Annotated in this window: 26 protein-coding genes; 19 read left to right on the top strand and 7 right to left on the bottom strand. The window is 61.9% G+C overall.

The annotated features are described in order from the left end of the window. Nucleotides 1–6: 6 nt before the first annotated feature. The gene (locus tag ACR52_RS28465) at nt 7–1,215 is read right to left on the bottom strand and encodes an aspartate transaminase (RefSeq protein ID WP_048731697.1); all 1,209 of its coding nucleotides are present in this window, start codon (nt 1,213–1,215) and stop codon (nt 7–9) included. Between the two features lie 414 nt (nt 1,216–1,629). On the opposite strand from ACR52_RS28465, the gene nac reads away from it, so the two are divergent. From nac to ACR52_RS28405, 12 genes are all read left to right on the top strand, one after another. Further along, on the top strand, nt 1,630–2,535 hold the full coding sequence (nac, locus tag ACR52_RS28460) for a nitrogen assimilation transcriptional regulator NAC (protein ID WP_048731694.1): 906 nt from the start codon (nt 1,630–1,632) through the stop codon (nt 2,533–2,535). Between the two features lie 114 nt (nt 2,536–2,649). After that, the gene (locus ACR52_RS28455) at nt 2,650–3,078 is read left to right on the top strand and encodes an acetyl-CoA carboxylase biotin carboxyl carrier protein (protein WP_048731691.1); all 429 of its coding nucleotides are present in this window, start codon (nt 2,650–2,652) and stop codon (nt 3,076–3,078) included. A 31-nt stretch (nt 3,079–3,109) separates the two neighbouring features. Further along, nucleotides 3,110–4,462, top strand: a complete 1,353-nt coding sequence (gene accC, locus ACR52_RS28450; protein ID WP_048731689.1) for an acetyl-CoA carboxylase biotin carboxylase subunit — start codon at nt 3,110–3,112, stop codon at nt 4,460–4,462. Beyond that, nucleotides 4,459–5,121 carry a 5-oxoprolinase subunit PxpB gene (gene pxpB, locus ACR52_RS28445; RefSeq protein WP_048731687.1) on the top strand — a complete coding sequence of 221 codons (663 nt, stop codon included), beginning with the start codon at nt 4,459–4,461 and terminating at the stop codon, nt 5,119–5,121. The genes accC and pxpB overlap by 4 nt, the downstream gene beginning before the upstream one ends. After that, nucleotides 5,118–6,089 (top strand): 5-oxoprolinase subunit C family protein, encoded by a 972-nt coding sequence (locus ACR52_RS28440; protein ID WP_048731685.1) that lies wholly within the window; start codon nt 5,118–5,120, stop codon nt 6,087–6,089. The genes pxpB and ACR52_RS28440 overlap by 4 nt, the downstream gene beginning before the upstream one ends. Nucleotides 6,090–6,101: 12 nt before the next feature. Continuing rightward, nucleotides 6,102–6,494 (top strand): biotin/lipoyl-containing protein, encoded by a 393-nt coding sequence (locus ACR52_RS28435; protein WP_048731683.1) that lies wholly within the window; start codon nt 6,102–6,104, stop codon nt 6,492–6,494. A gap of 16 nt (nt 6,495–6,510) precedes the next feature. Beyond that, entirely contained in the window at nt 6,511–7,293 is a 783-nt protein-coding gene (locus ACR52_RS28430; protein WP_048731680.1) for a LamB/YcsF family protein, read from the top strand. Nucleotides 7,294–7,405: 112 nt separating this feature from the next. Then, nucleotides 7,406–8,158 (top strand): SDR family oxidoreductase, encoded by a 753-nt coding sequence (locus tag ACR52_RS28425; RefSeq protein ID WP_048731678.1) that lies wholly within the window; start codon nt 7,406–7,408, stop codon nt 8,156–8,158. A gap of 110 nt (nt 8,159–8,268) precedes the next feature. After that, nucleotides 8,269–8,970, top strand: coding sequence for an amino acid ABC transporter permease (locus tag ACR52_RS28420; protein WP_048731676.1), 702 nt, complete (start codon nt 8,269–8,271; stop codon nt 8,968–8,970). A 6-nt stretch (nt 8,971–8,976) separates the two neighbouring features. After that, nucleotides 8,977–9,720 carry an amino acid ABC transporter permease gene (locus ACR52_RS28415; protein ID WP_048731674.1) on the top strand — a complete coding sequence of 248 codons (744 nt, stop codon included), beginning with the start codon at nt 8,977–8,979 and terminating at the stop codon, nt 9,718–9,720. Between the two features lie 23 nt (nt 9,721–9,743). Then, a complete protein-coding gene (locus ACR52_RS28410) occupies nt 9,744–10,472 on the top strand; it encodes an amino acid ABC transporter ATP-binding protein (RefSeq protein ID WP_173439366.1) in 729 nt (242 codons plus the stop codon). 58 nt (nt 10,473–10,530) lie between these two features. Next, nucleotides 10,531–11,364, top strand: coding sequence for an ABC transporter substrate-binding protein (locus ACR52_RS28405; protein ID WP_048731671.1), 834 nt, complete (start codon nt 10,531–10,533; stop codon nt 11,362–11,364). Nucleotides 11,365–11,418: 54 nt separating this feature from the next. Here ACR52_RS28405 and ACR52_RS28400 read toward each other — a convergent pair whose 3' ends face one another. After that, the gene (locus ACR52_RS28400) at nt 11,419–13,836 is read right to left on the bottom strand and encodes a DUF3772 domain-containing protein (protein WP_048731668.1); all 2,418 of its coding nucleotides are present in this window, start codon (nt 13,834–13,836) and stop codon (nt 11,419–11,421) included. Between the two features lie 194 nt (nt 13,837–14,030). On the opposite strand from ACR52_RS28400, the gene pstS reads away from it, so the two are divergent. The 6 genes from pstS to ACR52_RS28370 all read left to right on the top strand — a co-directional run bounded on the left by pstS (nt 14,031) and on the right by ACR52_RS28370 (nt 19,156). Continuing rightward, the gene (gene pstS, locus ACR52_RS28395; RefSeq protein WP_048731665.1) at nt 14,031–15,062 is read left to right on the top strand and encodes a phosphate ABC transporter substrate-binding protein PstS; all 1,032 of its coding nucleotides are present in this window, start codon (nt 14,031–14,033) and stop codon (nt 15,060–15,062) included. Nucleotides 15,063–15,136: 74 nt separating this feature from the next. Beyond that, nucleotides 15,137–16,102 carry a phosphate ABC transporter permease subunit PstC gene (pstC, locus tag ACR52_RS28390; RefSeq protein WP_048731663.1) on the top strand — a complete coding sequence of 322 codons (966 nt, stop codon included), beginning with the start codon at nt 15,137–15,139 and terminating at the stop codon, nt 16,100–16,102. Then, nucleotides 16,102–16,995: a phosphate ABC transporter permease PstA gene (pstA, locus tag ACR52_RS28385; RefSeq protein ID WP_048731661.1), complete on the top strand. Its 894-nt coding sequence runs from the start codon at nt 16,102–16,104 to the stop codon at nt 16,993–16,995. The genes pstC and pstA overlap by 1 nt, the downstream gene beginning before the upstream one ends. A 76-nt stretch (nt 16,996–17,071) precedes the next feature. After that, nucleotides 17,072–17,833, top strand: coding sequence for a phosphate ABC transporter ATP-binding protein PstB (gene pstB / locus ACR52_RS28380; protein WP_017847588.1), 762 nt, complete (start codon nt 17,072–17,074; stop codon nt 17,831–17,833). A gap of 37 nt (nt 17,834–17,870) precedes the next feature. Beyond that, a complete protein-coding gene (locus ACR52_RS28375) occupies nt 17,871–18,569 on the top strand; it encodes a hypothetical protein (RefSeq protein WP_048731815.1) in 699 nt (232 codons plus the stop codon). Then, nucleotides 18,569–19,156 (top strand): hypothetical protein, encoded by a 588-nt coding sequence (locus ACR52_RS28370; protein ID WP_048731658.1) that lies wholly within the window; start codon nt 18,569–18,571, stop codon nt 19,154–19,156. Before ACR52_RS28375 ends, ACR52_RS28370 begins: the two co-directional genes overlap by 1 nt. Before the next feature lie 16 nt (nt 19,157–19,172). On the opposite strand, the gene ACR52_RS28365 is transcribed toward ACR52_RS28370, so the two are convergent. Then, nucleotides 19,173–19,430, bottom strand: coding sequence for a hypothetical protein (locus ACR52_RS28365; protein ID WP_048731656.1), 258 nt, complete (start codon nt 19,428–19,430; stop codon nt 19,173–19,175). Between the two features lie 214 nt (nt 19,431–19,644). Between ACR52_RS28365 and ACR52_RS31035 the strand changes: the two genes are divergently transcribed. Continuing rightward, nucleotides 19,645–19,794: a hypothetical protein gene (locus ACR52_RS31035; RefSeq protein WP_173439354.1), complete on the top strand. Its 150-nt coding sequence runs from the start codon at nt 19,645–19,647 to the stop codon at nt 19,792–19,794. A gap of 8 nt (nt 19,795–19,802) precedes the next feature. Here the strand turns inward: ACR52_RS31035 and ACR52_RS28360 are convergent, their stop codons facing one another. The 4 genes from ACR52_RS28360 to ACR52_RS28345 all read right to left on the bottom strand — a co-directional run bounded on the left by ACR52_RS28360 (nt 19,803) and on the right by ACR52_RS28345 (nt 25,171). Then, on the bottom strand, nt 19,803–21,143 hold the full coding sequence (locus ACR52_RS28360) for a c-type cytochrome (protein ID WP_048731654.1): 1,341 nt from the start codon (nt 21,141–21,143) through the stop codon (nt 19,803–19,805). A gap of 16 nt (nt 21,144–21,159) precedes the next feature. Beyond that, the gene (locus ACR52_RS28355) at nt 21,160–23,391 is read right to left on the bottom strand and encodes a xanthine dehydrogenase family protein molybdopterin-binding subunit (protein ID WP_048731653.1); all 2,232 of its coding nucleotides are present in this window, start codon (nt 23,389–23,391) and stop codon (nt 21,160–21,162) included. Then, nucleotides 23,391–23,846 (bottom strand): (2Fe-2S)-binding protein, encoded by a 456-nt coding sequence (locus ACR52_RS28350; protein ID WP_048731651.1) that lies wholly within the window; start codon nt 23,844–23,846, stop codon nt 23,391–23,393. Before ACR52_RS28350 ends, ACR52_RS28355 begins: the two co-directional genes overlap by 1 nt. 455 nt (nt 23,847–24,301) lie before the next feature. Next, on the bottom strand, nt 24,302–25,171 hold the full coding sequence (locus tag ACR52_RS28345) for an isocitrate lyase/PEP mutase family protein (RefSeq protein WP_048731650.1): 870 nt from the start codon (nt 25,169–25,171) through the stop codon (nt 24,302–24,304). Nucleotides 25,172–25,276 lie beyond the last annotated feature (105 nt).

Here is a 25,276-nt window from a genome sequence, read left to right as displayed (position 1 = left end):
GGCTCCTCAGCTCAGTGCCGCAACGGCCGCGGCGATGCGCGAGCAACCTTCGTCGAGGGTCTTGATGTCGGTGGCAATCGACATCCGGAAGAACGGCGCCAGCCCGTACGCGGTGCCGGCCACCACCGCCACCCCCTGGCTTTCGAGCAGGTACATGACCACGTCGTAGTCGGTGTCCAGGCGCTTGCCTTGAGGCGTCGATTTACCCAGCAAACCAGAGCAGTTCACATAGAGGTAGAACGCCCCGTCGGGTGTGCGGCAACTCAGGCCGTCGATAGCGTTGAGCAGCGCCAGGCAGCGATCCCGGCGTTGCTGGTACACGGTCACGCTGGCCTTGACGAAGCTTTGGTCACCGTTGAGTGCTTCGACGGCAGCGGCCTGGCTGACCGAGCAGGCGTTGCTGGTCGATTGCGATTGCAGGGTCGCCATGGCGCCGATCAAATCAGCGGGGCCAGCCGCGTAGCCGATGCGCCAACCGGTCATGGCGTAGGTCTTGGACACGCCGTTGACCACCACGGTGCGTTCGGTGAGTGCCGGTTCGATGGCGAGGATGTGCGGGTTCTCCAGGCCTTCATAACGGATGTGTTCGTAGATGTCGTCGGTCATCAACAGCACATGCGGGTAGTCGAGCAGCACATCGGCCAATGCGCGCAGTTCGCCAGCGCTGTAGCTGGCACCGGTCGGGTTGCTCGGCGAGTTGAGCAGCAGCCAGCGCGTGCGGTCAGTGATCGCAGCACGCAGTTGATCAGGGGTCAGTTTGAAGGCGTGTTCTTCCGGGCAGGCGAGGGTGACGGGTTCACCTTCGCAGGCCAGCACCATGTCGGGGTAGGACACCCAGTACGGCGCCGGAATCAGCACTTCATCGCCGGCGCCCAGGGTCGCGGCGAAGGCGTTGAAGATCGCGCTTTTCGCCCCATTGGTCACCAGCACCTGATTCGCGCCGTACGTCAGGCCGTTTTCCCGGGCCAGCTTGTCAACGATCGCCTGGCGCAACTGCGGCGTGCCGGCGTTCTGTGTGTAGCGCGTTTCGCCGCGCTCGATGGCGGCGTTGGCCGCTTGCCGAATATGCAGCGGGGTATCGAAGTCCGGTTCGCCGACCACCAGGTTGATGATCGACTGGCCAAGCCTGCGAAGTTCGTTCGCCCGGTCAGAAGCGGAGCTGCTGGGGGACGGCTTGATACGTTGCACACGGGCGGCGATGCGGGAGGCGGTCACGTGGCGTTCCTCGTTGGTGACGTTGACGAGGCCCTACAGTACGAGCCGCTCCCGGAGCTGCCATAAGACAATATCGTTCTGGTCGGATAGGAATCGCTTATGGCTGGAACTGAACACGGCTTGCACCCGATTGGTGCGCCCAGGCCCGTGGGCTCGAAGTAGCCGTGCAGCTCCGCACCGGCGATCCAGCCATAGCAAAGGCTTATGGTTTAACCAGGCTTATCGGGAGGAACCGGTTCCCAACGTGCGAGCGGGCCTACTCGCGATGGTCGTTAACGGTGACGCGCAGAGCCTGGATGAATGCGGCGTCTGAGGGTTCATCGCGAGCAAGCCCGTTGCCACATCCAGCGGCTGGCCTGGCTCTTGCTAACGCCTGTGGGTTGGCCCCCTTTTTCGAGCAAGAGCATCGCCACCGTGAACCTGCGCCGTTTGAAGTATTTCGTGAAACTCGTCGATATCGGCAGCATGACCCAGGCCGCCGACGTGCTGCATGTGGCGCAACCGGCACTCAGTCAGCAACTGGCCACGCTCGAAGCGGAGCTGCAGCAACAGCTGTTGATTCGAACCAAGCGCGGTGTCACACCGACCGAGGCGGGCAAGGTGCTCTATGGTCACGCCCAAATCATTTTGCGTCAGTGCGAGCAGGCCCAGAGCGACATCAATGCCACGGGCCACGCCTTGTCCGGGCAAGTCTCGGTCGGCCTGGCGCCGGGCACCGCAGCCTCGACGCTATCGCTGCCATTGTTGCGCAGGGTGCGTGAGCGTCATCCGGGCATTCTGCTGTACCTCAATGAAAACTTCGGCACCACCTTGAGCGAGTTGATCATGAACGGCCGCATGGACATGGCCGTGCTGTATGGCGGGCGCGAAGTGCACGGCCTGAGTTTTGTTTCGCTGCTGCGCGAGCACCTCTACCTGGTCAGCGCCGACCCCGCCATCAGCACCCTCGACCAGATTGCCCTGGCCGATCTGGCCGACATGGACATGCTCCTGCCACGGCCTTACAACGTCATGCGGCGCCTGGTGGATGAGGCGTTCCAGCGTATCGGCCTGAGCGCACGGGTGGTGGCGGAGGTTGAATCGTCGATCACCCTGACTGCCGCCGTCGCCGAGCACTTCGGTTCGACCATCCTGCCCGAGTCGTCTGCGCGGGTGATGGTTGCCGCGACCTCGGTGCACATGTGTCGCATTGTCGAGCCCGAGGTCGAAGCGCCATTGGCCTTGTGTTTGTCCGGCCATTTGCCGTTGTCCGTACCTGCCCAGGCGGTCAAGGCGATCCTCCTGGAGCTGGTTGCGGAGATGCGCGGCAGCCTGCTCTGAGCGGTCATAAGCACGGCTTATCACCCCAAAGCCAAAGCGTCTTGGTCGTGCGCGGACGGGCTCGCTACATTGGCTTCATCCACTCAGACACGCAGGGCAGGCAGGGGGCCACGCATGGATTCAGAACGCATCAAGGGGTTGATCGATTTGCTCGCCGAATCCGATCTGCTCGAACTGAGCCTCACCGAAGGCGACAGTACGCTTCGTTTGTTCAAGCAGGCCGGGAAGGTCGTAGCGACCGAGTCGCTGGCCGACGTTTCACCAACGCCAGTAGTGGTTGCAGCCCCGGCCCCGGCTAGCTCCGCCGCGACAATTGAGGTCAAGGCGAGCCTGTATGGCGTGCTGCACCTGACCCCCGCTGCGGGCGAGGCCGCGTTTGTGGCGGTGGGCGACCAGGTCGAAGCCGGGCAAACCCTGGCGGTGCTCGAAGCGATGAAAATGTTCCACCCGGTCAAGGCCAAGGCCGCTGGCAAGATCACCGCGATCCTGGCCCGCAGCGGCGCCGAAGTCGAAGCCGGCCAGGCACTGTTCCGCCTCGGCTGATCCCCAGCATTTTTTCTTTCAGGTGAATTCAATGTTCGACAAAGTGCTGATCGCCAACCGTGGCGAAATCGCCCTGCGCATTCAGCGTGCCTGCCATGGCCTCGGGCTCAAGACCGTGGTCGTGCACTCCGAGGCTGATCGGGATGCGCAGTATGTGCGCAACGCCGATCAGGCGTTGTGCATCGGGCCTGCCTCACCCGCTCAAAGTTACCTGAACCAGGCGGCGTTGTTGTTTGCGGCGAAGGTCAGTGGCGCGCAGGCGATCCATCCGGGTTACGGCTTCCTGTCGGAGAATGCCGGATTTGCCGAGCGCATCGAAGCCGCCGGCCTGACCTTTATCGGACCCAGCGCTGCCTGCATTCGCACCATGGGCGACAAGGTCGCGGCCAAACGGGCGATGCGCGAAGCCGGTGTGCCGTGCGTACCGGGGCCCGACAGCGTGATGCCCACCGACGATGCGAGTATCCAGGCGATTGCCCGTGAAATCGGCTATCCGGTGATCGTCAAGGCCGCCGGCGGTGGCGGTGGTCGTGGGATGCGCGTGGTCAAGGAAGAGGGCGAGCTGTTGGACGCCATTGCACTGACTCGTGAAGAAGCACGGTTGGCCTTTGGCAATCCAGAACTCTACATCGAGAAGTTTCTCGGCCATCCACGGCATGTAGAAATCCAGGTGCTGTGCGATGGACACGGCCATGCGATCTGGCTCGGTTGCCGCGACTGTTCGCTGCAACGCCGTCACCAGAAAGTCCTCGAAGAAGCGCCCGCGCCAGGGATTGATCCAGCGCTGATCGCCCTGGTCGGTGAGCGTTGCGCCGCCGCGTGCCGGCTGATCGGTTATCGCGGCGTCGGTACGTTCGAGTTTCTGTATGAAGACGGTGAGTTCTTCTTCATCGAGATGAACACCCGGCTGCAAGTCGAGCACCCGGTGACGGAAATGACCACTGGCATCGACATCGTCCAGCAGCAATTGCGCATGGCCCGCGGCGAAGTGCTGGAGCTGCGCCAGGCGGATGTGCAACTCAACGGTCACTCGCTGGAGTGCCGGATCAACGCCGAAGACCCGGTCACTTTCATGCCGACGCCGGGGCTGATCCAGCGTTGGGAAGTCCCCGGTGGCTTTGGTGTGCGGGTCGATTCCCACGTCACCACCGGCTATCGGGTGCCGCCTTACTACGACTCGATGGTGGCCAAGGTCATCACCCACGGCGCGACGCGCGATGAGGCCATGGCCCGTATGCGCCTGGCCTTGAGCGAACTCTGCGTGGAAGGCATCTCCACCAATATCCCGCTGCACCGCGAAATTCTTGACGACCCGGCCTTTTGCGCCGGGGGCGTAGACATTCATCACCTGGAGCGCTGGTTGCAGCAACGGAGTCCGACATGAGTATTGCTTCTGAACCCCGCATCAGCCTGCTCGGCTCCACGGCGCTGTTGTTCGAAGCGCCGGGCGAGCTCGACCTGGCGCCGCAACAACGCATCTGGAACCTGGCCTTGCAGGCTGGCGAGTGGGCCGAGATTCACGAAGCGGTGCCGGGCATGAACAACCTGATGCTCACTTTCATCAAGCCGCCGCGCGACCTCAACAGGCTGTGCGAGCGCTTGCTGCAATCCTGGGAGAACTGCCCGCCGTTGCCGCTCGAGGGGCGCATTGTTGAATTGCCGGTGGTCTACGGCGGCGAGTTCGGCCCGCATATGCAGGACGTGGTCGCGCACACCGGGCTGGACATCGAAACCATCGCCAACCTGCATTGCGAGCCGCTGTACCCGGTGTACGCCTTGGGCAGTCACCCGGGTTATTGCTACCTCGGTGGCATGGATGCGCGGTTGGCCACGCCCCGGCGCCAGGTCCCGGTGATCAGCATTGCGGCCGGCTCGGTGTCGATCGGCGGCGTACAGACCGGTGTCTCCGCCTCGGCCGGCCCCAGCGGCTGGAACACCATTGGCCGCACTGAGATGTCGTTTTTCGACCCGACCCAAAACCCTCCGGCCATGCTCCGGCCGGGCGACATGTTGCGTTTGCGCATCGAGAGGATCATTCGATGATCGAGATTTTATCGACCACGGCCTTGGCCACTGTCCAGGACGTTGGCCGCTTCGGCAGCCTCGGTTACGGGGTCGGCACCTCCGGCGCCATGGACCATTTGGCGCTGGCGTTGGGCAACCTGTTGTTGGGTAATCCCGAGGACGCCGCCGCCCTGGAAATTCCGATGTTTGCGTTTGAGGTGCGGTTTACCCAGGACTGCGCGTTCGCGGTGACCGGTGCGGCCTGCGAAGCCACGCTGGACGGTCAGCCATTGCCGCCGTACTGGGTGGCGCAGGCGAGGGAAGGCCAGGTGTTGAGCCTCGGCTACCCGACCTCCGGCAGTCGCGCCTACCTGTGCCTGGCCGGTGGTGTCGACGTGCCGTCGGTACTCGGTTCACGCAGCACGCAGTTGCGCGGTGAGTTCGGTGGTTTGCATGGCCGGGCCTTGCAGCAGGGCGACCGGATTGCGGCCTTGCGCCCCGGCGTGAGCACGCTGCCGACGGATTTTGGCGTGGTTTCTCCGAGCCAGGCGTTGCCCTTGCAACGCGATGGTTTGCCGGCCATGCGTGTGCTGCCGGCAGCCGAGTACGACTGCTTCCTGGAGGACTCCCGCGCGGCCTTTTGGGCGGGCGAGTGGAAGGTCACGACCCAGAGCAACCGTTACGGCTACCGGCTCGAAGGTGCGCCGATCCTGCCCAAGGCACCCATGGAAATCCGCTCCCACGGCATCGTACCGGGCGTGATCCAGGTGCCCCACGGCGGCCAGCCGATCATTCAGATGCGCGACGCGCAGCCCAGCGGTGGCTACCCGAAATTCGGCACGGTGATCGAGGCCGATCTGTGGCGCCTCGGTCAGGCGCCGATTGGCAGCAAGGTGCGGTTTATCGAATGCAGCTATGCCGAAGCCATCGCCGCCCTGGAAGACAATCAGTGCTATCTCGCGGAGGTCAGCCGCCTGGTTGATCTTCACGGGCTGGCTTCGCGTTAAGGACAATCGACCATGACAAATCAGGAAATCCGCCAGTTGGCGGTATGGCTCAAGGAAAACCACCTGGCGGGTGCGGAATTGCGCCGTCCGGGGATGCATCTGGTGCTCAAGCGCAGCAGCGACGCAGTCGCCGTTGTCGTCCCCCAGCCCGTGAAGGCTGCAGACAAGCCGTTGCTGAAGACGCCGGGCCTGGGCCGTTTGCTGCTCACCCATCCCGATCAAACCGAGGCACTGGTAGCCGTTGGCAGCCAAGTGGCGCAGGGGCAACTGGTGGCTTTTCTGCAAATCGGCGATCTGCTGTTGCCGGTGCGCAGCCAGCAGGCGGGGCGGGTAGCGGCAGTGTTGACCCCGTGCGGCACCACCGTCGGGTATGGCGAAGCATTCATGCGCCTGGACGCGGCATGAGCCGGGAGAAAAACTGATGAAGATCGATTTGAATGCTGATCTGGGCGAAGGCTTCGGGCCTTGGCGCATGGGTGAGGACGAGGCGTTGATGCGTCTGATTTCCTCGGCCAACGTCGCGTGCGGTTTCCATGCGGGTGACCCGCTGATCATGCACAACACCGTGCGCCAGGCCAAGGCCGGCGGCATCGACCTGGGCGCCCACGTGGGCTTCCCCGATTTGATGGGCTTCGGTCGGCGCCAGATGAACATCGAGCTCAAGGAGCTGGCGACCTATGTGATCTACCAGCTCGGTGCGCTGGCGGGGATGGCGGCAGTCAATGGCCACCGCATGACGCACATGAGCTTTCACGGCGCGCTGGGCAATAGGGTCGCGGCCGACGCGGCAATGGCTGAGCCACTGGTGGCCGCGGTGGCCGCGGTGGCCGCGTTCGATCCAACGCTGATCATCAGTTCATCGAGTAGCCGCGCCATCGAAAACGCCGCTGAAAAACACGGGCTGCGAGTCGCCACCACCTTTCTCGCTGACCGCGCCTATGACGATGACTGTCTGTTGGTACCGCGCAAAGTGGCGGGGTCGGTGATCAAGGAACCGGCGGCAGTGCTGCAGCGGGTTCGACAGCTGCTGGAGGAGGGCACCGTGACCAGCCTCAACGGCAAGCGCCTTGCGGTGCCGGCGCATTCGATCCTGTTGCACGGTGACACCCCCGGCGCCGTTGAGCTGGCACGCACCATCCGGCGTGAAATCGAGCAGGCGGGTGGCTGCATCACGCCGATTTCGCAGCTGCTGGCTGCGTCATAAGCAGGGCTTATTGCCACACAGTCATTCCGTCTTGGTCGCCGGCATCCGTGCTGGATAGAGTCAAAGACATCGCGATCACTGAGGTGATCCACACGTACATGAGGACAGCGACATGCCATTTTCAGACTACACCACCGCGCTGGTCACCGGCGCCTCTTCCGGGATTGGCGCTGCCGTGGTCGAGCGTCTGTGCCAGGAAGGCGTGCAGGTGCATGCCCTGGCCCGCAGCGCCGACAAGCTCGAAGCACTGGCCGCCAAGACCGGTTGCATCGCGCACGCCATCGACGTGACCGACCTGGCCGGGCTCACCCGTTTATTTGAGACCCAGCGATTCGACATTCTGGTCAACAACGCCGGTGTCGATAAACCCGGTTCGATCCTCAAGGCCGATGCCGACGGCATCGACCTGCTGATCGACGTCAACCTGCGTGCGGTATTGCACCTGGCGCGCCTGGCGTTGCCGGGCATGGTCGAGCGTGACTGCGGGCACATCATCAACATCAGCTCGATTGCCGCAGCCTATAACTTTGGCGGCAACTCGACGTATCACGCGACCAAGGCGGCGGTGAGCATGCTCTCGCGCCAGTTGCGCATTGACGCCTTCGGCAAGCGCGTGCGGGTCACCGAGATCTGCCCGGGCCGCGTGGCCACCGATATTTTTGCGCATGTGCACGGTGACTCCGAAGAAACCTACAAGCGCTTTGTCGAGGGCTTTGAACTGCCGGTCGCCAAGGACATTGCCGACGCCATCGCCTTCGCGATTGCCGCGCCGATTGCAGTCAACATCGGGCACATGGAAATCACCCCGACCTTGCAAGTACCCGGCGGGCTCTCGACCGCGCGGCCGCACGATTACCAGGGCTGACATCTCAGCCACTGCAAAAGAACGGATCGATCCGTCATTGCTGGACCCCCGCCACGGCTCTGCCGGGTGACTTTATTTCTGCCCTAGCCCAATGCCGATAGGGATTGACCATGAAGCATGACTTCGATTTGGCCGCGATTCTGCGAGGCGAGTACGCCGAGCTGATCGTCAAGGGCATCGAAATGACCCTGCAACTGGCGCTGTTTGCCTGGCTGCTGGCGATGGCCCTGGCGCTTTTTCTGGTGACCGTGCGCCTGACCGGCAACAAGCTCGCCGACCGGTTGGTGGCCGCCTACGTGTCCTACCATCGCAACGTGCCGACCCTGGTGCAACTGATGCTGTGGTATTTCGGCGTACCGACGTTGCTCAGCGAGTCAACGCAGCTGTGGCTGGCCAACCACAACACCGAATACCTGTTCTCGGTGATTGCCCTGGGCCTGTGCCAGGCCGCGTATTTCTGTGAAGACATCCGCAGCGGCCTGCGCGCAATTCCCTCCGGCCAGACCGAAGCCTCCAGGGCCCTGGGCCTTGGTTACGTGCGCTCGATGCGCTACGTGATCCTGCCCCAAGGCGTGCGCAATTGCCTGCCGTCGCTGATCAACCACACGGTGCTGCTGTTCAAGAACACCAGCCTGGCCATGGCCATTGGCGTGATGGAGCTGACCTACGCCACCCGCGAAGTGGAGAACTACACCTTCCGCACCTTCGAGTCGTACCTGGTGGCAACGGTGTTCTACCTGGTATTTTCACTGCTGCTGATGGGGGCCGGGGCGTTGCTTGCCCGGCACTTCAGCAAAGCCTTGGCGAGGTAGAGGCTGATGTTCGATATCGTTGAAATTGTGCAGCAGAACTGGACGCTGTTTCTGATCGGCCAGTATCCCCACGGCCCACTGGGCGGCCTGGCAAGTACCTTGATCCTCGCCGCGCTGGCGCTGTTGTTGGCGTTCCCGTTCGGCCTGCTGCTGGCCTTGGCGCGGGTTTCGCCCTGGAAAGGGGTGTACTGGGTCGCCACGACGTGGGTCTACGTGCTGCGCGGTATCCCGTTGCTGATGGTGATCTTCTGGACCTACTTTCTGGTGCCCCTGCTGATCGGGCACAACATCACCGGCTTCATGACCATGCTCTGCACCCTGGTGATCTACCAGAGCGCCTACCTGTGCGAAATCATTCGTGGCGGCATCCAGGCGTTGCCGGCCGGGCAGTACGAAGCCTCCCGCGCCCTGGGGCTGGGCTACCTGCGCACCACGGTGTGGGTGATCCTGCCCCAGGCGCTGTACAACGCGCTGCCCAGCCTGATCAGCCAGTTCATCTCGATCATCAAGGAAACCTCCCTGGGGTATGTGATCAATGTCCAGGAAGTGACCTTTGCCGCCAACCAGGTCAACAACCAGCTGCTGACCAAACCGTTCCAGGTGTTTTTCATCCTGGCGATCATCTACTACCTGCTCTGTTTTGGCCTGACCCACCTGGCCGGCTGGGTCGAGCGCCGGATAGCGCGCAAGCGCCTGGGCGATGGCGGGCACACCGCGTCGAGCGGGCCGTTGCTGGCCACCGATAATTGAAGAGGGCTGCGTCCATGCATCCAATGATCATGTTTTCGAAAATCAATAAATGGTACGGCGAGTACCAGGCGCTCACCGATATCACCGCCCAAGTGCAACCCGGCGAAGTGGTGGTGCTGTGTGGTCCCTCGGGCTCGGGCAAGTCGACCTTGATTCGCACGGTCAACCGCCTGGAAGACATCCAGAACGGCCAGATCCTGTTCGACGGACAGGACGTGCACGGCACCGACGCGCAGATCAACCGGCTGCGCAGCCGGGTCGGGTTTGTGTTTCAGAGCTTCAACCTGTTCCCGCATCTGTCGGTGCTGGAAAACATCACCCTGGCCCCCAGCAAGATCCGCAACCTCAAAGGCGCAGCGGCCAAGCAAAAGGCCATGGAATTGCTCGACCGTGTCGGCCTGGCCCACAAGGCCGGGGCTTACCCGGCGCAGCTCTCCGGTGGGCAGCAGCAGCGCGTGGCGATTGCGCGGGCGCTGGCCATGGAGCCACCGGTGATGTTGTTCGATGAGCCCACCAGCGCCCTCGACCCGGAAATGGTCGGCGAAGTACTGAGCGTGATGAAAGGCTTGGCCAAGGACGGCATGACCATGATGTGCGTGACCCACGAGATGAACTTCGCCCGTGAAGTCGCTGACACCATCTGGTTTATGGACGCCGGGCAGATTCTGGAAAAGAGCAAGCCCGAGGCCTTTTTCCTGCAGCCCTCGCACCCGCGAGCGCAGCGTTTTATCGCCGACCTGCGGGCCCACTGAGCCGCGGCGGTGTTGCTCCCTCTGCCATTTTGATTGACCACTTTTCAGGAGTTTTTCCATGGGTATGAAGTATTTTTTTATCGCGTTGGCCTTGGCCCCTTTGGCCGTTGCGGTGGCGCAGGCCGACCAGTTGAGCGACATCATGACCAAAAAGTCGTTGAGCTGCGGCGTGTACGCCGACGTGCCGCCGTTCTCCGCCCCCGACCCGAAGACCCGCGAGCTGGTGGGCATGGATGTCGATTTGTGCAAGGCCCTGGCCAAGACCCTCGGCGTGGCCCTGGAACTCAAGCCGCTGTCTGTTGAAGCGCGCATCCCTGAAGTGAAGATGGGCCGCGTCGACATCATCTTTGCCAACCTGGCCTACACCAAGACGCGCGCCGAGCAGATCCAGTTCAGCGACCCGTACTACATCGCCAAGGAAACCCTGGTGGTGCGCGCGGCCAATGCCGACCAGCCGAAAAGCTTCTTCAAGGACAAGCGCATCAGCTCCACCAAGGGTTCGACCTCTGAACAGTCGATCCGCATCGCCGGTGCCATCCCCGTGACCTTCCAGGACACCGGCTCGGCATACATGGCCCTGCAACAGAACAAGGTGGTGGGGCTGGTGACCAACACCATGACCGCGCTCAAGCTGGTCAACCAGGCCAAGGCCAGCGGTGTCGAGTTGGCACTGGCCAAGGAGCCGATGGCCCTCGAACCGATTGGCGCGGGCATGCGCCGCGACGAACCGGCCTTTTTGGCCAAGGTTAACGAATCGTTGATTGCGATGGACAAGGCCGGGGAGATCGACGCGATCTGGGACCGCTGGATTGGCCCGAACACCGAGTACAAGATGGTGCGTGAAGACAAGGTGCAAAGCCTGAGCGCGCTGAAATTCGATCCGCTGCCGTAAGCGTAAAACCCAAAAAGCCACTCGGTTGAGTGGCTTTTTTTTGCCTGTGGCGCGTCAGTCTGGTTTTTCCTGATCCGCAGCGCGTACCTTTTCCACCTCTTCATTGATCAGCACCATGCTCTGCGGCGAAGACAGCGCAATGCCCAGTTCACGCAGCCGGCCGAGGACGGTGAACAGCAAGTCGCTGCGGGCTCCGCCTACAGAACGCGGGCTGTTGACGTAACCGCTGACGCTGATGATCACCCCTGTGGTGGTCAGGTCCTTGAACGTCACCGAAGGCTCCGGCGCATCCAATATGGCTTCGTGTTCGGTAAACGCCTGCAGCAACAGCTCGCGGATTTGCAGCACGTCGGTTTCCAGCGGCAGGGTGAGCGTAATGCCGACCACGCCCAGCGCATTGCCCATGGTCACGTTGCGTACGTTCTGGGTGATGAACTGCGAATTAGGCACGATCACCGTCGAGCGATCGGACATCTGGATCTCGGTGGCGCGCACATTGATCCGGCGGATATCGCCCTCGACACCCGCCAGGCTCACCCAGTCGCCGACTTTGACCGGGCGTTCGGTGAGCAAAATCAGGCCGGAGATGAAGTTCTGCACAATCGCTTGCAGGCCGAAACCAATCCCCACCGACAGGGCGCTGACTACCCAGGTCAGGTTGGTCAGGCTGATGTGCAGCGTCGACATCACCACCACAACCACCAGTACAAAGCCGATGTAGCCCACCAGGGTCACCAGCGAAGCGCGCATGCCGGCATCCATGTTGGTTTCCGGCAGCAGCCGTTCGCCCAGCCACTCTTTAAGCACGCGAACGCCGAATACCCCCACCACCAGAATAATCAGGGCGAGCAGAATGTCGCCCGGAACGATGTTCAGGTTGCCCAGGGGTTTGCTGCTGAGGTCGAGTTGCGTCAAGCCGGCCAGCAACTCGCCCGGGCTGGAGCCGGACGGCAGGAACGCCAGCAGTACTGCGGTGAACAGCAGCAGCGTGCGGCCCACGCCCGCCAGTATCGTGCTTGCCTGGGCCTGGTGCCGCTCGGACAAGCCAAGCGCCGAGCCGAGTGCCAGGCCGCCCGGTTGTTTGGGCGAAAGCAGGGTTTCACAGACATCGCCAAAGCAGGCAATCAGCAGGTAAGCCGTCGCGGCGACCACGCTCATCCACAGCAGCTTGACGGTGAGGAAGTAGGCGAGGGTCAGGTAGCCGCTCAACAGCGCCAGCAGACTGATTCCGACCCACACGGCCACCACAAAGGGCACCAGCCCCGCGATACCGTTCATGCGCTCCAGCTGGCACTGGCGGCGCGTGCGCCGGTAGCGCAGCAGGGCAAAGAAGAACACCAGCGCGACGGCCAGCGCCGTCAGGCCGTTCACCGCCACCGTCAATGCCAGGCTACTGGCGATCACGCTGTTGATGCGTTCCTGGGTGCCGATAAGCAGCAGTGCCAGCGCCAGCAATACGGGGAAGGGGCCCATGGCCGTGGCGATCTGATCGGGTATCGGCGGCAAGCGCCAGGAAGGGTGGGGCAGCATCAGCAGGGCACGGCCGAGGCCGACGATAAAGGCGCAGAACACCACCAGGGTCTGCAACTGATCGAGCAGGTTGAGTACGTCAGCGCTGGGCGTGCTGTCGCTGATCACGCCCCAGCGCAGCAGCGAGGTCGCCACGCTGATGGTCAGTACGGTCGACAACCCGACCGCCAGCGCCAACGCACTGCGGCGCAGGCGGCCCTCCGGCATCCAGCGCACCATCAGCCGCACCAGCAGGAAGCGCTCAAGCACGCGTCGGCCCGCGACCCAGACCAACAATGCACTCAACACCATGGCCGCGAAAAACCAGCGGTTGCCTGGCGCCACGGCGGTCGTCACAACGCTGCTGACATCGGCGTACAGGCCACGTAAACGTGAGAGGTCGTCATCCGTCGGGCGAATGATGTTGGACCAGAACACCACACTGATCGGGCTGGCCGACCGGGTGCTGATCTGTGAATCAAACAGGCTGCGGCGCAGGTTGAAGATCTGGGTCGCCAGGTCGCGGGCGGACTGACTCAGGGTGCTGGCCTGGCGCTGCTCATTGGCCAATGCGTTTTTCTGTTTGGTCAGCGCGGTGCGTTGCTGGGTGAAACTCGCGGTTTCATCCGCCTGCACCGGGCCGAGCACGTTGAGCTGGTCTTCCAGGTGCTCAAGATCGATGGCTTGCCTGGCGCTCAGGGCGTCGGCCTGTTTTTGCACCTGCAAGGCCGCCTGGCGCAGGCTGGAAAGCAAGTCATCGTTGGCGCTGACGGTAACTTTCTGGCGGATCAGGTCGAGTTGATCGTTGAGGTCCGCAACGCTCGCACTTTCGTCCAGCGAGGGCAGGGCGCGCACGTCGCTGACCGGGGCGGGCGCTGCCTGTACGAGGGCCGGCAAGATGACACACAGCATCAGCAGGGCGAACAGCCCGGTAAAAAAACGCTTCGTGATGACTCTCTGCATGCTTTATGCCCTTTTACAGTCGCTAGAAATTGATTTGCGTCGATATTCTACGGTGCGAAAGCCAGCCACTCACCTCAAAAGGCCTTGCTGAGGCAAAAAAACAGGGTTCGAGGGTACCTGCCACTCAACGTTCATAAAAGCGTAACAAGTCTGCTGCAAAGTGCGGGAGCCCGTTATCACAATGAGTTCCTTCGATGAAAAGTTTGATGAAGTCTGCTGCGCTCGCCGTTACGGTCTCTCTTTGTGCAACCTCGATGGTTTTTGCTGAGGAAAGTGTCCGTCTGACAGGTTCAGGCGCGAGCTTCCCGGCCCCGATCTACCTGACCTGGTTCAAGGATTTCAGCAAAAAAACCGCGGGTGTCACTGTGGATTACCAATCCAAGGGCAGCGGCGCGGGTGTACAGGACTTCCTGAACAAAACCGTCGATTTCGCAGCCAGTGACTCGGCCATGAAAGACGAAGACATCGCCAAGGTTGCCGAAGGCGTGCAGTTGCTGCCGATGACTGCCGGTGAAATCGTGCTGGCCTATAACCTGCCGGGCAATCCCAAGGGTCTGAAGCTGCCACGCGACGTTTACTCCAACATCTTCCTGGGCAAGATCACCAAGTGGAACGATCCGCAGATCGTCGCCGCCAACCCGGACCTGAAACTGTCCGATACGCCGATCACCGTGGTGGTGCGTGCAGATTCCAGCGGTACCACTGCGGTCTTCACCAAGCATCTGGCTTCTATCAACCCAGAGTTCAAATCGGCATTGGGTGAAGGCAACACCGTCAACTGGCCAGCCAGCGACAAGTTCATCAAGTCGCCTAAAAACGATGGTGTAACCGCCACCGTACGCCAGACCCCGGGTGCCATCGGCTACATCGAATACGGCTTCGCCAAACTGGCCAAGGTTGACTTTGCCCAGTTGCAGAACAAGGCCGGTCATTACGTTGTGCCAAACGCAGAAAGCGGTGCCGAAGCCCTGGCTGCGGTGAAAATGCCGGAAAGCCTGGTGGCCTGGCTGCCGGATCCGGATGGCGCCAAGTCCTACCCGATCACGTCCTACACCTGGATGATCTTCCGCAAGGACAACGGCAACCCGGCCAAGGCCAAGGCCATGCGTGAAATGGTCGAGTACAGCCTGACCGAAGGTCAGAAAATCGCCGACTCGATGGGCTACATCCCGCTGCCGAAATCGGTTGTCGATCAGGTTCGCAAAGCGTCCGCCAACATTCAGTAACGCTCGTGAGGCCTCTCTCGGTGTGGGCGCTCAGCCACGCCGGGAGAGTTTCCCCCCTGTTCCGGAATTAGCCAATGAACACACCTTTTGTCGTACCGGTTAACCCGGATTCCGCCTGCCAACCGCCCTCTACGAAGGATTTCCTGGTTGATCGCACCTTCCGTGCGCTTGCGCGAATAGGGGTGGTACTGATTCTGGCGTTGGTCTTCGCCTTGGTATTCGAGGTGGGACGCAAAGCCCTTCCAGGCATGGAAAAGCATGGCTTTGACGTAATTTTCGGCAGTGTATGGGACGTTAACCAAGGCAAGTACGGCATTCTGCCAGCCATTTGGGGCACGCTCTACAGTGCCTTTATCGCGTTGCTGATCGCGGGTTTTTTCGGCGTCAGCATGGCGATTTTCCTGACCCAGGATTTCCTGCCGGCGAAGCTGGCAGCCGTGTTTCGCACCATTGTCGAATTACTCGCAGCCATCCCCAGCGTCGTGTATGGCCTGTGGGGGATTTACGTGGTGATCCCGGCGATTCGCCCGCTCACTGCGTGGCTGAACAGCGAATTGGGCTGGATTCCTTTTTTCGGCACGTCCTTGAGCGGGCCGGGGCTGCTGCCGGCGGCGCTGGTACTGGCCATCATGATTCTGCCGACCATTGCCGCCGTTTCGCAGGACGCCCTCACCGCCGTCCCGATGAAAACCAAGCAGGCTGCCTACGGCATGGGGACCACCCACTGGGAAGCGATTCTCAAGGTGATGGTGCCATCTGCTGCTACCGGCATTTTTGGCTCCCTGGTCCTCGGCCTGGGTCGCGCGCTGGGTGAAACCATGGCGCTGGCTATGTTGGTGGGCAACGCGAATAACATTTCCCTTTCTCTGTTTGCTCCGGCCAATACGCTGGCGGCCTTGTTGGCGCTGAACTTCCCCGAAGCCGGGCCGAACGAGATCGAGGTGTTGATGTACGCCGCACTGGTGCTGATGTTCATCACCCTGCTGGTGAACGTCATCGGCTCCATGATTATGGTCTATGCCCAACGTGGGACTAAATGATGACTAACCTCACTTCTCCGATAGCCACCTTGCCCAGCCTGCAGCGCCGGTTCGAAGGTCGTGCCCTGCGCAGCCTGGTGTTGACCACGCTGGTCTGGACCGGTGCGCTGCTGGCCAGCGTGCCGCTGATTTCCGTGCTTTACATGCTGATCACGCGGGGCGGGGCACGCCTGAGCCTGGAGGTGTTCACCGAGCTGCCGCCCACGGGCTTCGAGACGGGCGGCGGGTTCGGCAACGCGATGGCCGGTACCTTTGTGATGGTCGGTATCGCGGCCGCGATCGCGGTGCCGGTTGGCATCATGGCAGCCATCTTCCTGGCTGAACTGGGCCCCGACAGCAAGCTGGCAAACGCCTCGCGTTTTGCCGCCAAGATGCTCACCGGCCTGCCTTCCATTCTGGCCGGGGTATTTGCCTACGCCTTGGTCGTCATGACCACCGGGACCTACTCGGCACCGGCAGGGGGCGTGGCACTGGCGGTACTGATGTTGCCCATCGTCGTGCTAACGGCTGAAGAGTCGATGAGGATGGTGCCCAAGGTCATGAAGGACGCCGCCTATGGCATGGGCTGCACCCGCTCGCAGGTTATTTGGAAAATTATCTTGCCGACCGGCATGCCGGCGATCCTCACCGGCGTAATGCTGGCCGTGGCACGCGCCGCGGGCGAGACCGCCCCCTTGCTGTTTACCGCGCTGTTCAGCAACTACTGGATCTACCACGACGGCAGCCTGGCGGTGATGAATCCCACGGCATCGCTGGCCGTGCTGATTTACAACTTCTCCGGCATGCCCTTCGACAACCAGCTTGAGCTCGCATGGGCAGCCTCGCTGGTGCTGGTGATGATCGTGCTGGTCGTGAACATTGTCAGCCGTATTTTCGGCAAGCCTAAGTATTGAAAACGGGAGCATCTGAATTTTGAACGTATCCACTGCGCAAATAGCTGCTCCGTTTGTCACCCAGGAACCTGTAGTCATGGACTGCAAACTGGACAAGATTTTCTACGGCAACTTTATGGCTGTACGTGACAGCCATGTGCCAATCGAAAAGAACAAGATCACCGGCTTCATCGGGCCTTCGGGCTGCGGCAAAAGTACCGTGCTGCGCAGCCTCAACCGCATGAACGACCTGGTCAAAGGCTTTCGTTTCGAGGGGCATGTGCATTTCCTCGGGCAGGACGTCTACGGCAAGGGCGTTGATCCCGTGGTCGTGCGCCGCTACATCGGCATGGTGTTCCAACAGCCGAACCCGTTCTCGATGAGCATTTTCGACAACGTCGCCTTTGGCCTGCGCCTCAATCGCTACAAAGGCGACCTGGGCGACCGCGTGAAGCACGCGCTGCAGGGCGCTGCGTTGTGGGATGAAGTCAAGGACAAGCTCAAGGTCAGCGGCCTGTCGCTCTCCGGCGGCCAGCAGCAACGTCTGTGTATTGCCCGTGCCATCGCGACTGAACCGGAAGTGCTGTTGCTGGATGAGCCCTGTTCGGCGCTCGACCCGATCGCAACGCGCCGGGTCGAAGAATTGATGGTTGAGTTGAAGAAGGACTACACCATCGCGCTGGTTACCCATAACATGCAGCAGGCGATCCGTGTGGCGGATACGACGGCGTTCTTCTCGGTGGATATTTCCCAGGGGACGCGCACCGGCTACCTGGTGGAGATGGGCCCGACGGCGCAGATTTTCGACAACCCGCGCGAACAAATGACCGGTGACTACATCAGCGGCAAATTCAGCTAAGCCACACCTTCTTATCCAGGGTTACCCAGTAATGCCAATGTCTGCAACGCGTCGTCTTGATTTAACCGCGATCGAACGTGCCCTGCGTGAAGTGCAGGGCCGCTTTGCCGCGCTCAGCCAGCACTTCACAGAGCCGCGCGACCCCTTGACCGACGAGGTGCTGCAGAATGTGCTTGAAGGGTATGCGCTGATTGACGACTACGTCGCACGCGGCGTCGACCTGTTTGACCTTCAGCAACTGGACCTGATGCTGGAGATCAACGCCACCGTGCTCTGTGGCCGCGACCCGGTGCGCCGGCTGGAATATGCCCAGCACCTGGCGGCGACCGAGGAGCACTTCTTCAACAACGTGGAGGGCGGCATAAAGGACCTGTTCAATTGGTATTGCGCGTATCGCAGCGAGTCAGTCTGGAAGCGTGCGGCCGGTGTCTATGTCCGAATCCTCAGCAAGCCGCAGTTGTTCATTGAAGGCAACAACCGCAGTGGATCGCTGATTGTCAGCTATTTGCTCATGCGTGCCGGGCTGCCCCCGTTCGTGCTCACGCTGGAAAACGCCGAGGGCTACTTCAACCCGTCTTCGGTCATTCGCAACTCCGCCAAACATGGCGTCAAGGCTTTGTACGAATTGCCCAAGATCAAGAAAAAATACGCCGCTTTCCTGGAAGAGCAAGCCCCCGATCCCAGGAAGTTTTTTCTGCACGACACCCCCATGCCTGTCTTTCAGGGAGGCCTTTGATGGGAACCTATTCAGTGCTCGACACCCTCCAGCGTCTGTTCAAGCGCCCGCGCATTCGTATTTCGTTCGATATCGACGATACATTGGCCTGTCAGCTCCACCATAGCGCCGTTGAGCACAGCCGGCTGCCGGCCTGCGTTCACCGTTGGCTCGGTGAGCCGTTACGCATGGGCACACGCTCCCTGACTCGCGAGCTGCGCCGCCAGGGCTGTAGTGTCTGGGTCTACACCTCGTCCGGTCGCACGCCGTCCTACATCCGCCGTTGGCTTTTGCTGTACGGCATCCGTGTCGACGGCGTGGTCAATAGCGTGCTGCATAACCGCGCCCTGGCTGTGCGTGGGCTGTCGAACGCCCCCTCCAAATTTCCGCCGGCATTTGATATCGACTTGCATGTCGATGATTCCGAAGGCGTGCGCAGTGAAGGCCATGACCATGGTTTTCGCGTGGTGGTGGTAGATCCGCAGGACGAAAACTGGGCACAGCGGGTTCTCGATGCCGTCGCGCAAGTCCAGGCGCAGTTTGCCCGCCAGCAACCGCGCAATTACAAGCTGCCTTCGCGGCCACGCTCGCAAGTGTTTTCTTCCTGAGTCCCCTGTGTGGCGCTTACGGGTAACCTTTGGGCGCTACCAACACACTCCGCCGAATGCGCATCAGGTCCTGGTACGCCTCGGTTCGTTTCGCATCGGCCACGCGCTTCTCCTCGCTGAAGCGCAGCCAGGCTTCGGCATTGGCCAGGCTGGTGCCAATGATGTCGTAGGCCGCCTTTTCCAATCGGTCAGCCTCATAGAACAGTTCGGTGTTTCTGGTGAGTTCTTCTTGCGGGTCGAATTGTTTTGATGTTGCACGCCTGTTCGCTTCCATGCCCTTCACCTCAAGCTCGCCATAGGACGGACACAAGCCTTTCTCGTGTCATTACGTATGGATCGTGCCAGGGGCAAATTCGTTCAAATTAGTACACGTCGGCAGCCCGACCGCTCGTCAGGCAATGCCCGCCTTTGTTGAACGAGCCTGCGGTCGTTACAGACAGATAGAAAAGGGTCTTTGCCTTGAGAACCTTACCCGCGGGAGAACCATCATGAAAAAACTCACTCTGTGCCTGAGCCTGTGCAGCGTGTTCCTGCTGCACGGTTGTTTCGACAGTTCGCAGAACACCACCAAGGACAACACCAGCGGCAGCAAGTCCTCGGTGCAGATGCAGGAGGGCAAGGCAGACGAGAGCAAGTGAGCACCTCTTCAACGCATCTGCAAAATAATCGGACTGCTGCTGGCCGGGTCCGTATGCCCGCGAAGCTTGCCTACCGCCTTGGCGTCGACCGCGTCACCGTGGTTGCCCCAGGTGCTGCGCACGTAGCTCAGTACTTGGGCAATTTCCTCGTCGGACAATTGCTCACGAAACGCTGGCATACGGTAGGCATCCGGCACGCCGGCGGTGATGATGCGCTGTGAGCCATTGAGGGTGATGTTGATCGCGGACGCGTTTTCCTTGGCCAGTGCCGATGTGGCGCCGGCCAGAGGGGGCATCCACTCGGGCTGGCCCTTGCCGTCCAGGCCATGGCAGGAGGCGCAGCGTGTCGCGTAGGTGTGGGCGCCTGGGATGTCCTGATGCGTATCGGCGTTCACGTACTGCCAAGGCGTGCCGTCGCGCCGTGGGTCGCCGGGCAGTGACTTGAGATAACGGGCGATGGCCGCGAGGTCCTCGTCCTGCATGAACTGGGTGGAGTTGTTGAAGGCTTCGGCCATCGAGCCGTAGACCACAGCGTGCAGGTTGCGTCCAGTCTTGAGGAACTGGACGATCTGCGGCTCGCTCCAGCGCGCCAAACCGGTGTTGTGATCCTGGCGCAGGCTGGGTGCGTACCAGCCATCGAGCAGGGCGCCGGCGAGGAACGGCGCGCCGGACTCGTCCAGCGCTTTCTCGTTAAAGGCCAGGCCGCGTGGCGTGTGGCAACTGCCGCAGTGGCCGGGGCCCTGGACGATATAGGCGCCGCGGTTCCAGAGTGCGTCCTGGCTGGGTTTGGCAGCGTAGGTCGCCGTCGGGGCGAACACGCCGTTCCACAGCGCGATGGGCCAGCGCAGGTTGAGCGGCCAGGGGATATCGCTGGGGATATTCGGCTGCTTGGCCGGTTGCACGCCATGCATGAAAAACGTGTACAGCGCGCGGATATCGTCGTCGCTCAGCTTGGCGTAGGACGGGTAGGGCATGGCCGGGTAGAGGCGACGGCCGCCCGGTGCCACGCCGTGGCGCACGGCGCGGTCGAAGTCAGCCAGGCTGTAGGCGCCGATGCCGGTGTCGTGGTCCGGCGTAATGTTGGTGGCGTGAATGGTGCCCAGCGGCGTAGCCATTTCCAGGCCGCCGGCGAAGGGCGCCTTGCCCGCCAGGCTGTGACAGGCCACGCAGTCGCTGAGGCGGGCGACGTACTCACCGCGACTGACCTGGGAGGGGTCGACGCTGGCAGCTTGTTCCTGCGCGAAAGGTGACGCGGGCTGGCGGGTGGCGTACCAGGCCAGCAGGCCTGCCGCGACCAGGCAGGCCAGCGCCAGCCAGCCTGCGGTTCTTGCGAATCGACGGTTGCTCATGGGCGGTCCTTGTCGGTCAACTGAAGGTGTAGCGGCTCAAGGGCAGGCTGCGGATACGCTGGCCGGTCAACTGGGCGACCGCATTGGCCACTGCCGGCGCCACTGCCGGTAACGGTGGCTCGCCGATGCCGCCCATTTTTTCACCACTCTCGACAATCCGCACATGCACCTGCGCCATCCGTGAGGGCGGCAGGATCGGGTACAGGTCGTAGTTGCGTGCCCGTGGCTTGCCGTCTACGTAGACCGCTTCCTCCAGCAACGTTTGCGACAACCCCAAGGCTACAGCGCCATTGACCTGGGCCTCGATGATCGCCGGGTTGACGATGCTGCCAGGGTCGATCGCTTCCCAGATCTGATGAACCTTGACCTGGCCCTTGTCGATCGACACTTCAGCGATCACCGCAGCGTGGGAGCCGAACGGCGAAGCCATGGCCACACCGCGTGCGCGTCGGGTGCCGTCTTCTGCGGTGTAGGGGCCACGTTTCCAACCACCCGACTGCTCGCCCACCGCTTGCAGCAGGGTGGTCAGTCGTGGGTTGTCGCGCAACAAGTGCAGGCGCAGTTCAAAGGGGTCATGGCCGCCTTTGTCCGCCAGTTCATCGAGAAATGCTTCGTAGAAGAAGTCGTTGAGCGAATTGCCCACTGAGCGCCAATAGCCCAGCATCGCCGGGCCTTTAACGTAGATCTGCGCGATGCGCTTGTTGGGGATCGCATAGGCCTTGCCTGACAGACCCTCAAGGGCCGTGGGGTCGAGTTTTTCGCCCTGTTTGCCGGCGATCGCTTCGGTTGGGCCTTCGGTGGCGCTCACCGCCTCGATGGCTATCGGCAGGCCTTTGTCATCCAGCGCGGCGCGGAACTTGACCACGGCGACCGGGCGCAATACATCGCGCAGGAACTCTTCCTCGCGGCTCCAGATCAGCTTGACTGGGCGACCTACCGCCTTGGCCAATACGATGGCCTGTGGGTAGGGGCTGGCTGAGTCATAGAGGAAGTGCCGGCCGAAGAAACCGCCCAGCAGCGGCGAGTGCAGGGTGACTTGCGTGGGGTCGAGGCCGGCGCGCCTGGCGATGTCGGCGCGGAACATATCGGGCGCCTGGTTAGGCAGCCAGATCTCCAGTGAGCCGTCCGGGTTGAAGCGTGCCAGGGCTGACGGCGGCTCCAACTGGGCATGGTTGAGGTACTGGTTGTGGTAGGTGGCCTCGACTTTGGTCTTGGCGCCTGCCAGCGCGGCGGCCACATCACCCTCATTCTCGTCGTCACGGGCCGGGCCTTGCTGGGCCGCGAGAAAATCGCGGAAGCCGTCGCTGGAAAAATCCGCCGGCATGGCGCGTACTTTAGAGTCAGCCGTCGGTTCCTGCCAGTCGACCTGGATCGCCTCCACCGCACGCTTGGCATGCCACCAGCGTTCGGCCACCACCGCCACCGCACCGGGCAACGTGTGGACGGAGTGCACGCCTTTCATGGCCTCGACCTGCGCCTGATTGCGCAGGCTGCCGACGGTCATACCCAGGCGGGGCGCGTGCTGCACGGCCGCGTGGAGCATGCCGTCGACCTTCAAGTCGATGCTGTATTGCGCTTTGCCGGTGGATTTGTCATAGGCATCGAGACGCTTCACTGGCTTGCCGATCCAGCGGAACTGGCTTGGGTCGCGCAGGGTAATGCTGGCCGGGTCAGGCACCGGCATGTCGAGGGCACGAGCCGCCAACTCACCGTAGCCCAGCGAGCGTCCGGACGCGGCGTGCACCACCCGGCCGGGTTGTGTGGTCAGCTCGGCCACCGGCACGCCCAACTGCTCCGCACCGGCCTGCAGCAGCATGGCCCGCGCCAGGGCGCCGAGGCGGCGCATGGTCGGGTAGCTCATGCGTACCGACATGCTGCCGCCGGTGATGCGCATGCCGTTTTCCATCACCACATAGGCTTCGCCCGGCGGCGCGGCTTCGACGATGAAGGTGGCGGGGTCGGCATCCAGCTCTTCGCCGACGATCTGCGCCATGGCGGTGTGGGTACCTTGCCCGCCCTCCATAAAGGGGCTGAGCAGGCGCACGCTACCGTCCGGGCGAATCTCCAGAAAAGCAGGTACTTGGGTCCCGCGTTCTGCGGCAGTGGCGGCTTGCACCCTGGCTGAGCCCAGCGGCAGGCCGAAGCCGATGACCAGTGCACCCACCGCTGTACTGACGAGAAAATGCCGCCGCGACAGGTTGACCGGTGCGTCCAATGACAGGTTGGGCAGTTCGTAGCGCGTGGTCATCAGGCGCTCTCCTGTTTGGCTAGGTCATGCACCGCCGTACGGATGGCGTTATAAGTGCCGCAGCGACACAGGTTGACCATCGCCGCTTCGATCTGCGCATCGCTGGGTGCAGGGTTGTGCTTGAGCAGCGCAGTGGCCGCCATCACTTGCCCGGACTGGCAGTAACCGCATTGCGCCACCTGGTGCTCGACCCAAGCCGCGACCACCCGCTTGCCCACGTCATCGGCTTCGATCGCCTCGATGGTAGTGATTTCACGGCCCACCACCCCTGCCACCGGGGTGACGCAGGACCGCACCACGTTACCGTCCACCAGCACGGAACACGCGCCACACTGGGCCAGGCCGCAGCCGTACTTGGTGCCGGTCAAGCCCAGGTCATCGCGGATCACCCACAGCAACGGTGTATCGGCATCGGCATCGACCTGGTAGGCCTTCTGGTTGATTCTTAGCTCCATGATTCGTGGCTCCATGGCTCATCGGCAGATCTTCGGTGGGTGCGGCCTTTTTAATAGGTGTTTGCGATGGCCGCTCATTGTCGAACTCTAGACCACGATGCAAGGGCTAACTATCCGATAGTTGCCAATTCGGAGGATCAGGCAAGTATTCAAGAGGATCGTGTCAGTGCAGGGCTGCGCCTGCCTGATTAACCGATCAACGCCGCGACCTGCGAGCAGATGCGCGCTCTTCGCTTTGACACAGCGTGGTCTCGGCCGTGCCTATTCCCACGACTTCTGCCTCCAGCTCTTGCGGAGTCAGGTTGCTCAAGGCGCTTTTCGTTTATCAGTGTGATCGGCGCATCAGGCATGAAAAGCCGCCCAAGTCAGTAGAAGGCCAGGGTTCCAGCGGGTTGCAACGTTTGGGGGACAGGCGCCCCCCGGTCGTCGTTTGTGGAGTGGCCGTCGGGTGAGGACTACTCTTTCACGTCCATGAATTCCTTGGCCCAGGCCACGTAGCTTTCAGGCAGCGTGTACGTGTGCGTCAGCTCTGTGGCACTCAGGTTCGAGGTGCTGTGGGTCAGTTGGCGTTGCGCGCGGAGGCTGTCGTAGGTGGCCTTGATCGACGCAAAGTAAGCGCCATGGCCGGCTACCACGACACGCACGCCCAGGCTGGCCAGACGCTCGGCGTCGTTGAGCTTCGGGTTGCCGTAGGTCACCAGCATCAGCGGTACCGTGAGGTTTTCCGCGATCTGTTCAAGGTGCTCGAAGTCGCTGATACCGACCATGCAGATTCCGTCCGCGCCGGCCTTTTCATAGGCCTTGGTGCGCTCGATGACGGCTTGGGTCGGCAGCACGCCGGCGTTCGTGCGTGCGATGATCGACAGCTTGGGGTCGACCCGGGCTTCAAGGGCGGCCTTGACCTTGCCGATGCCTTCGTCGATGGAAATCAGGTCAGTCGATTTACGCCCGAATTGCGCAGGCAGCAGGGTGTCTTCAATCGTCAGTGCCGCAACGCCGGCCCGCTCCAGTTCTTCGACGGTGCGCATCACGTTCAGGGCGTTGCCGTAACCGTGGTCGGCGTCGGCAATGAACGGCAACTGGGCGACGCGGCCGATACGGGTGGCCTGTTCGACGAACTCACTCAGGGTGATCAATGCAAAGTCGGGGGCTGCCAGCACCTGCAGGGAGGCGACGGAGCCGCCCAGGATACCGACTTCAAAGCCCAGGTCTGCCGCAATCCGCGCAGACATCGGGTCGAACACAGACGCCGTTTCTACACACTTTTGGGCGGCAAGCAGTTCACGGAAGTTGCGACGAAGTGCTGAGTGGGAAATTTTTGGCATGATCTTTCCTGGTTCTGGCCATCATCGAATTACGATCTATGCCTATTCATAATCCGACGAGATTACCATGCCGAAAAACACAGAGTTATGACGTTTGAGAATAGG

The organism is Pseudomonas fildesensis (genome assembly GCF_001050345.1).
In the GTDB taxonomy this organism is placed as follows: Bacteria; Pseudomonadota; Gammaproteobacteria; order Pseudomonadales; family Pseudomonadaceae; genus Aquipseudomonas; species Aquipseudomonas fildesensis.
This window is presented reverse-complemented; position numbering and strand designations above follow the sequence as displayed.

Coding starts and splice junctions, on each gene's coding strand:
- ACR52_RS28355 (WP_048731653.1), bottom strand. CDS start 23,391: ATGACCACGCGCTACGAACTGCCCAACCTGTCATTGGACGCACCGGTC.
- ACR52_RS28455 (WP_048731691.1), top strand. CDS start 2,650: ATGGATTCAGAACGCATCAAGGGGTTGATCGATTTGCTCGCCGAATCC.
- accC (WP_048731689.1), top strand. CDS start 3,110: ATGTTCGACAAAGTGCTGATCGCCAACCGTGGCGAAATCGCCCTGCGC.
- pstC (WP_048731663.1), top strand. CDS start 15,137: ATGAACACACCTTTTGTCGTACCGGTTAACCCGGATTCCGCCTGCCAA.
- ACR52_RS28350 (WP_048731651.1), bottom strand. CDS start 23,846: ATGGAGCTAAGAATCAACCAGAAGGCCTACCAGGTCGATGCCGATGCC.
- ACR52_RS28420 (WP_048731676.1), top strand. CDS start 8,269: ATGAAGCATGACTTCGATTTGGCCGCGATTCTGCGAGGCGAGTACGCC.
- ACR52_RS28400 (WP_048731668.1), bottom strand. CDS start 13,836: ATGCAGAGAGTCATCACGAAGCGTTTTTTTACCGGGCTGTTCGCCCTG.
- ACR52_RS28425 (WP_048731678.1), top strand. CDS start 7,406: ATGCCATTTTCAGACTACACCACCGCGCTGGTCACCGGCGCCTCTTCC.
- ACR52_RS28440 (WP_048731685.1), top strand. CDS start 5,118: ATGATCGAGATTTTATCGACCACGGCCTTGGCCACTGTCCAGGACGTT.
- pstB (WP_017847588.1), top strand. CDS start 17,072: ATGGACTGCAAACTGGACAAGATTTTCTACGGCAACTTTATGGCTGTA.
- pstS (WP_048731665.1), top strand. CDS start 14,031: ATGAAAAGTTTGATGAAGTCTGCTGCGCTCGCCGTTACGGTCTCTCTT.
- ACR52_RS28360 (WP_048731654.1), bottom strand. CDS start 21,143: ATGAGCAACCGTCGATTCGCAAGAACCGCAGGCTGGCTGGCGCTGGCC.
- ACR52_RS28370 (WP_048731658.1), top strand. CDS start 18,569: ATGGGAACCTATTCAGTGCTCGACACCCTCCAGCGTCTGTTCAAGCGC.
- ACR52_RS28430 (WP_048731680.1), top strand. CDS start 6,511: ATGAAGATCGATTTGAATGCTGATCTGGGCGAAGGCTTCGGGCCTTGG.
- pstA (WP_048731661.1), top strand. CDS start 16,102: ATGACTAACCTCACTTCTCCGATAGCCACCTTGCCCAGCCTGCAGCGC.
- ACR52_RS28345 (WP_048731650.1), bottom strand. CDS start 25,171: ATGCCAAAAATTTCCCACTCAGCACTTCGTCGCAACTTCCGTGAACTG.
- ACR52_RS31035 (WP_173439354.1), top strand. CDS start 19,645: ATGAAAAAACTCACTCTGTGCCTGAGCCTGTGCAGCGTGTTCCTGCTG.
- ACR52_RS28410 (WP_173439366.1), top strand. CDS start 9,744: ATGATCATGTTTTCGAAAATCAATAAATGGTACGGCGAGTACCAGGCG.
- ACR52_RS28415 (WP_048731674.1), top strand. CDS start 8,977: ATGTTCGATATCGTTGAAATTGTGCAGCAGAACTGGACGCTGTTTCTG.
- ACR52_RS28365 (WP_048731656.1), bottom strand. CDS start 19,430: ATGGAAGCGAACAGGCGTGCAACATCAAAACAATTCGACCCGCAAGAA.
- ACR52_RS28375 (WP_048731815.1), top strand. CDS start 17,871: ATGTCTGCAACGCGTCGTCTTGATTTAACCGCGATCGAACGTGCCCTG.
- ACR52_RS28405 (WP_048731671.1), top strand. CDS start 10,531: ATGGGTATGAAGTATTTTTTTATCGCGTTGGCCTTGGCCCCTTTGGCC.
- pxpB (WP_048731687.1), top strand. CDS start 4,459: ATGAGTATTGCTTCTGAACCCCGCATCAGCCTGCTCGGCTCCACGGCG.
- ACR52_RS28435 (WP_048731683.1), top strand. CDS start 6,102: ATGACAAATCAGGAAATCCGCCAGTTGGCGGTATGGCTCAAGGAAAAC.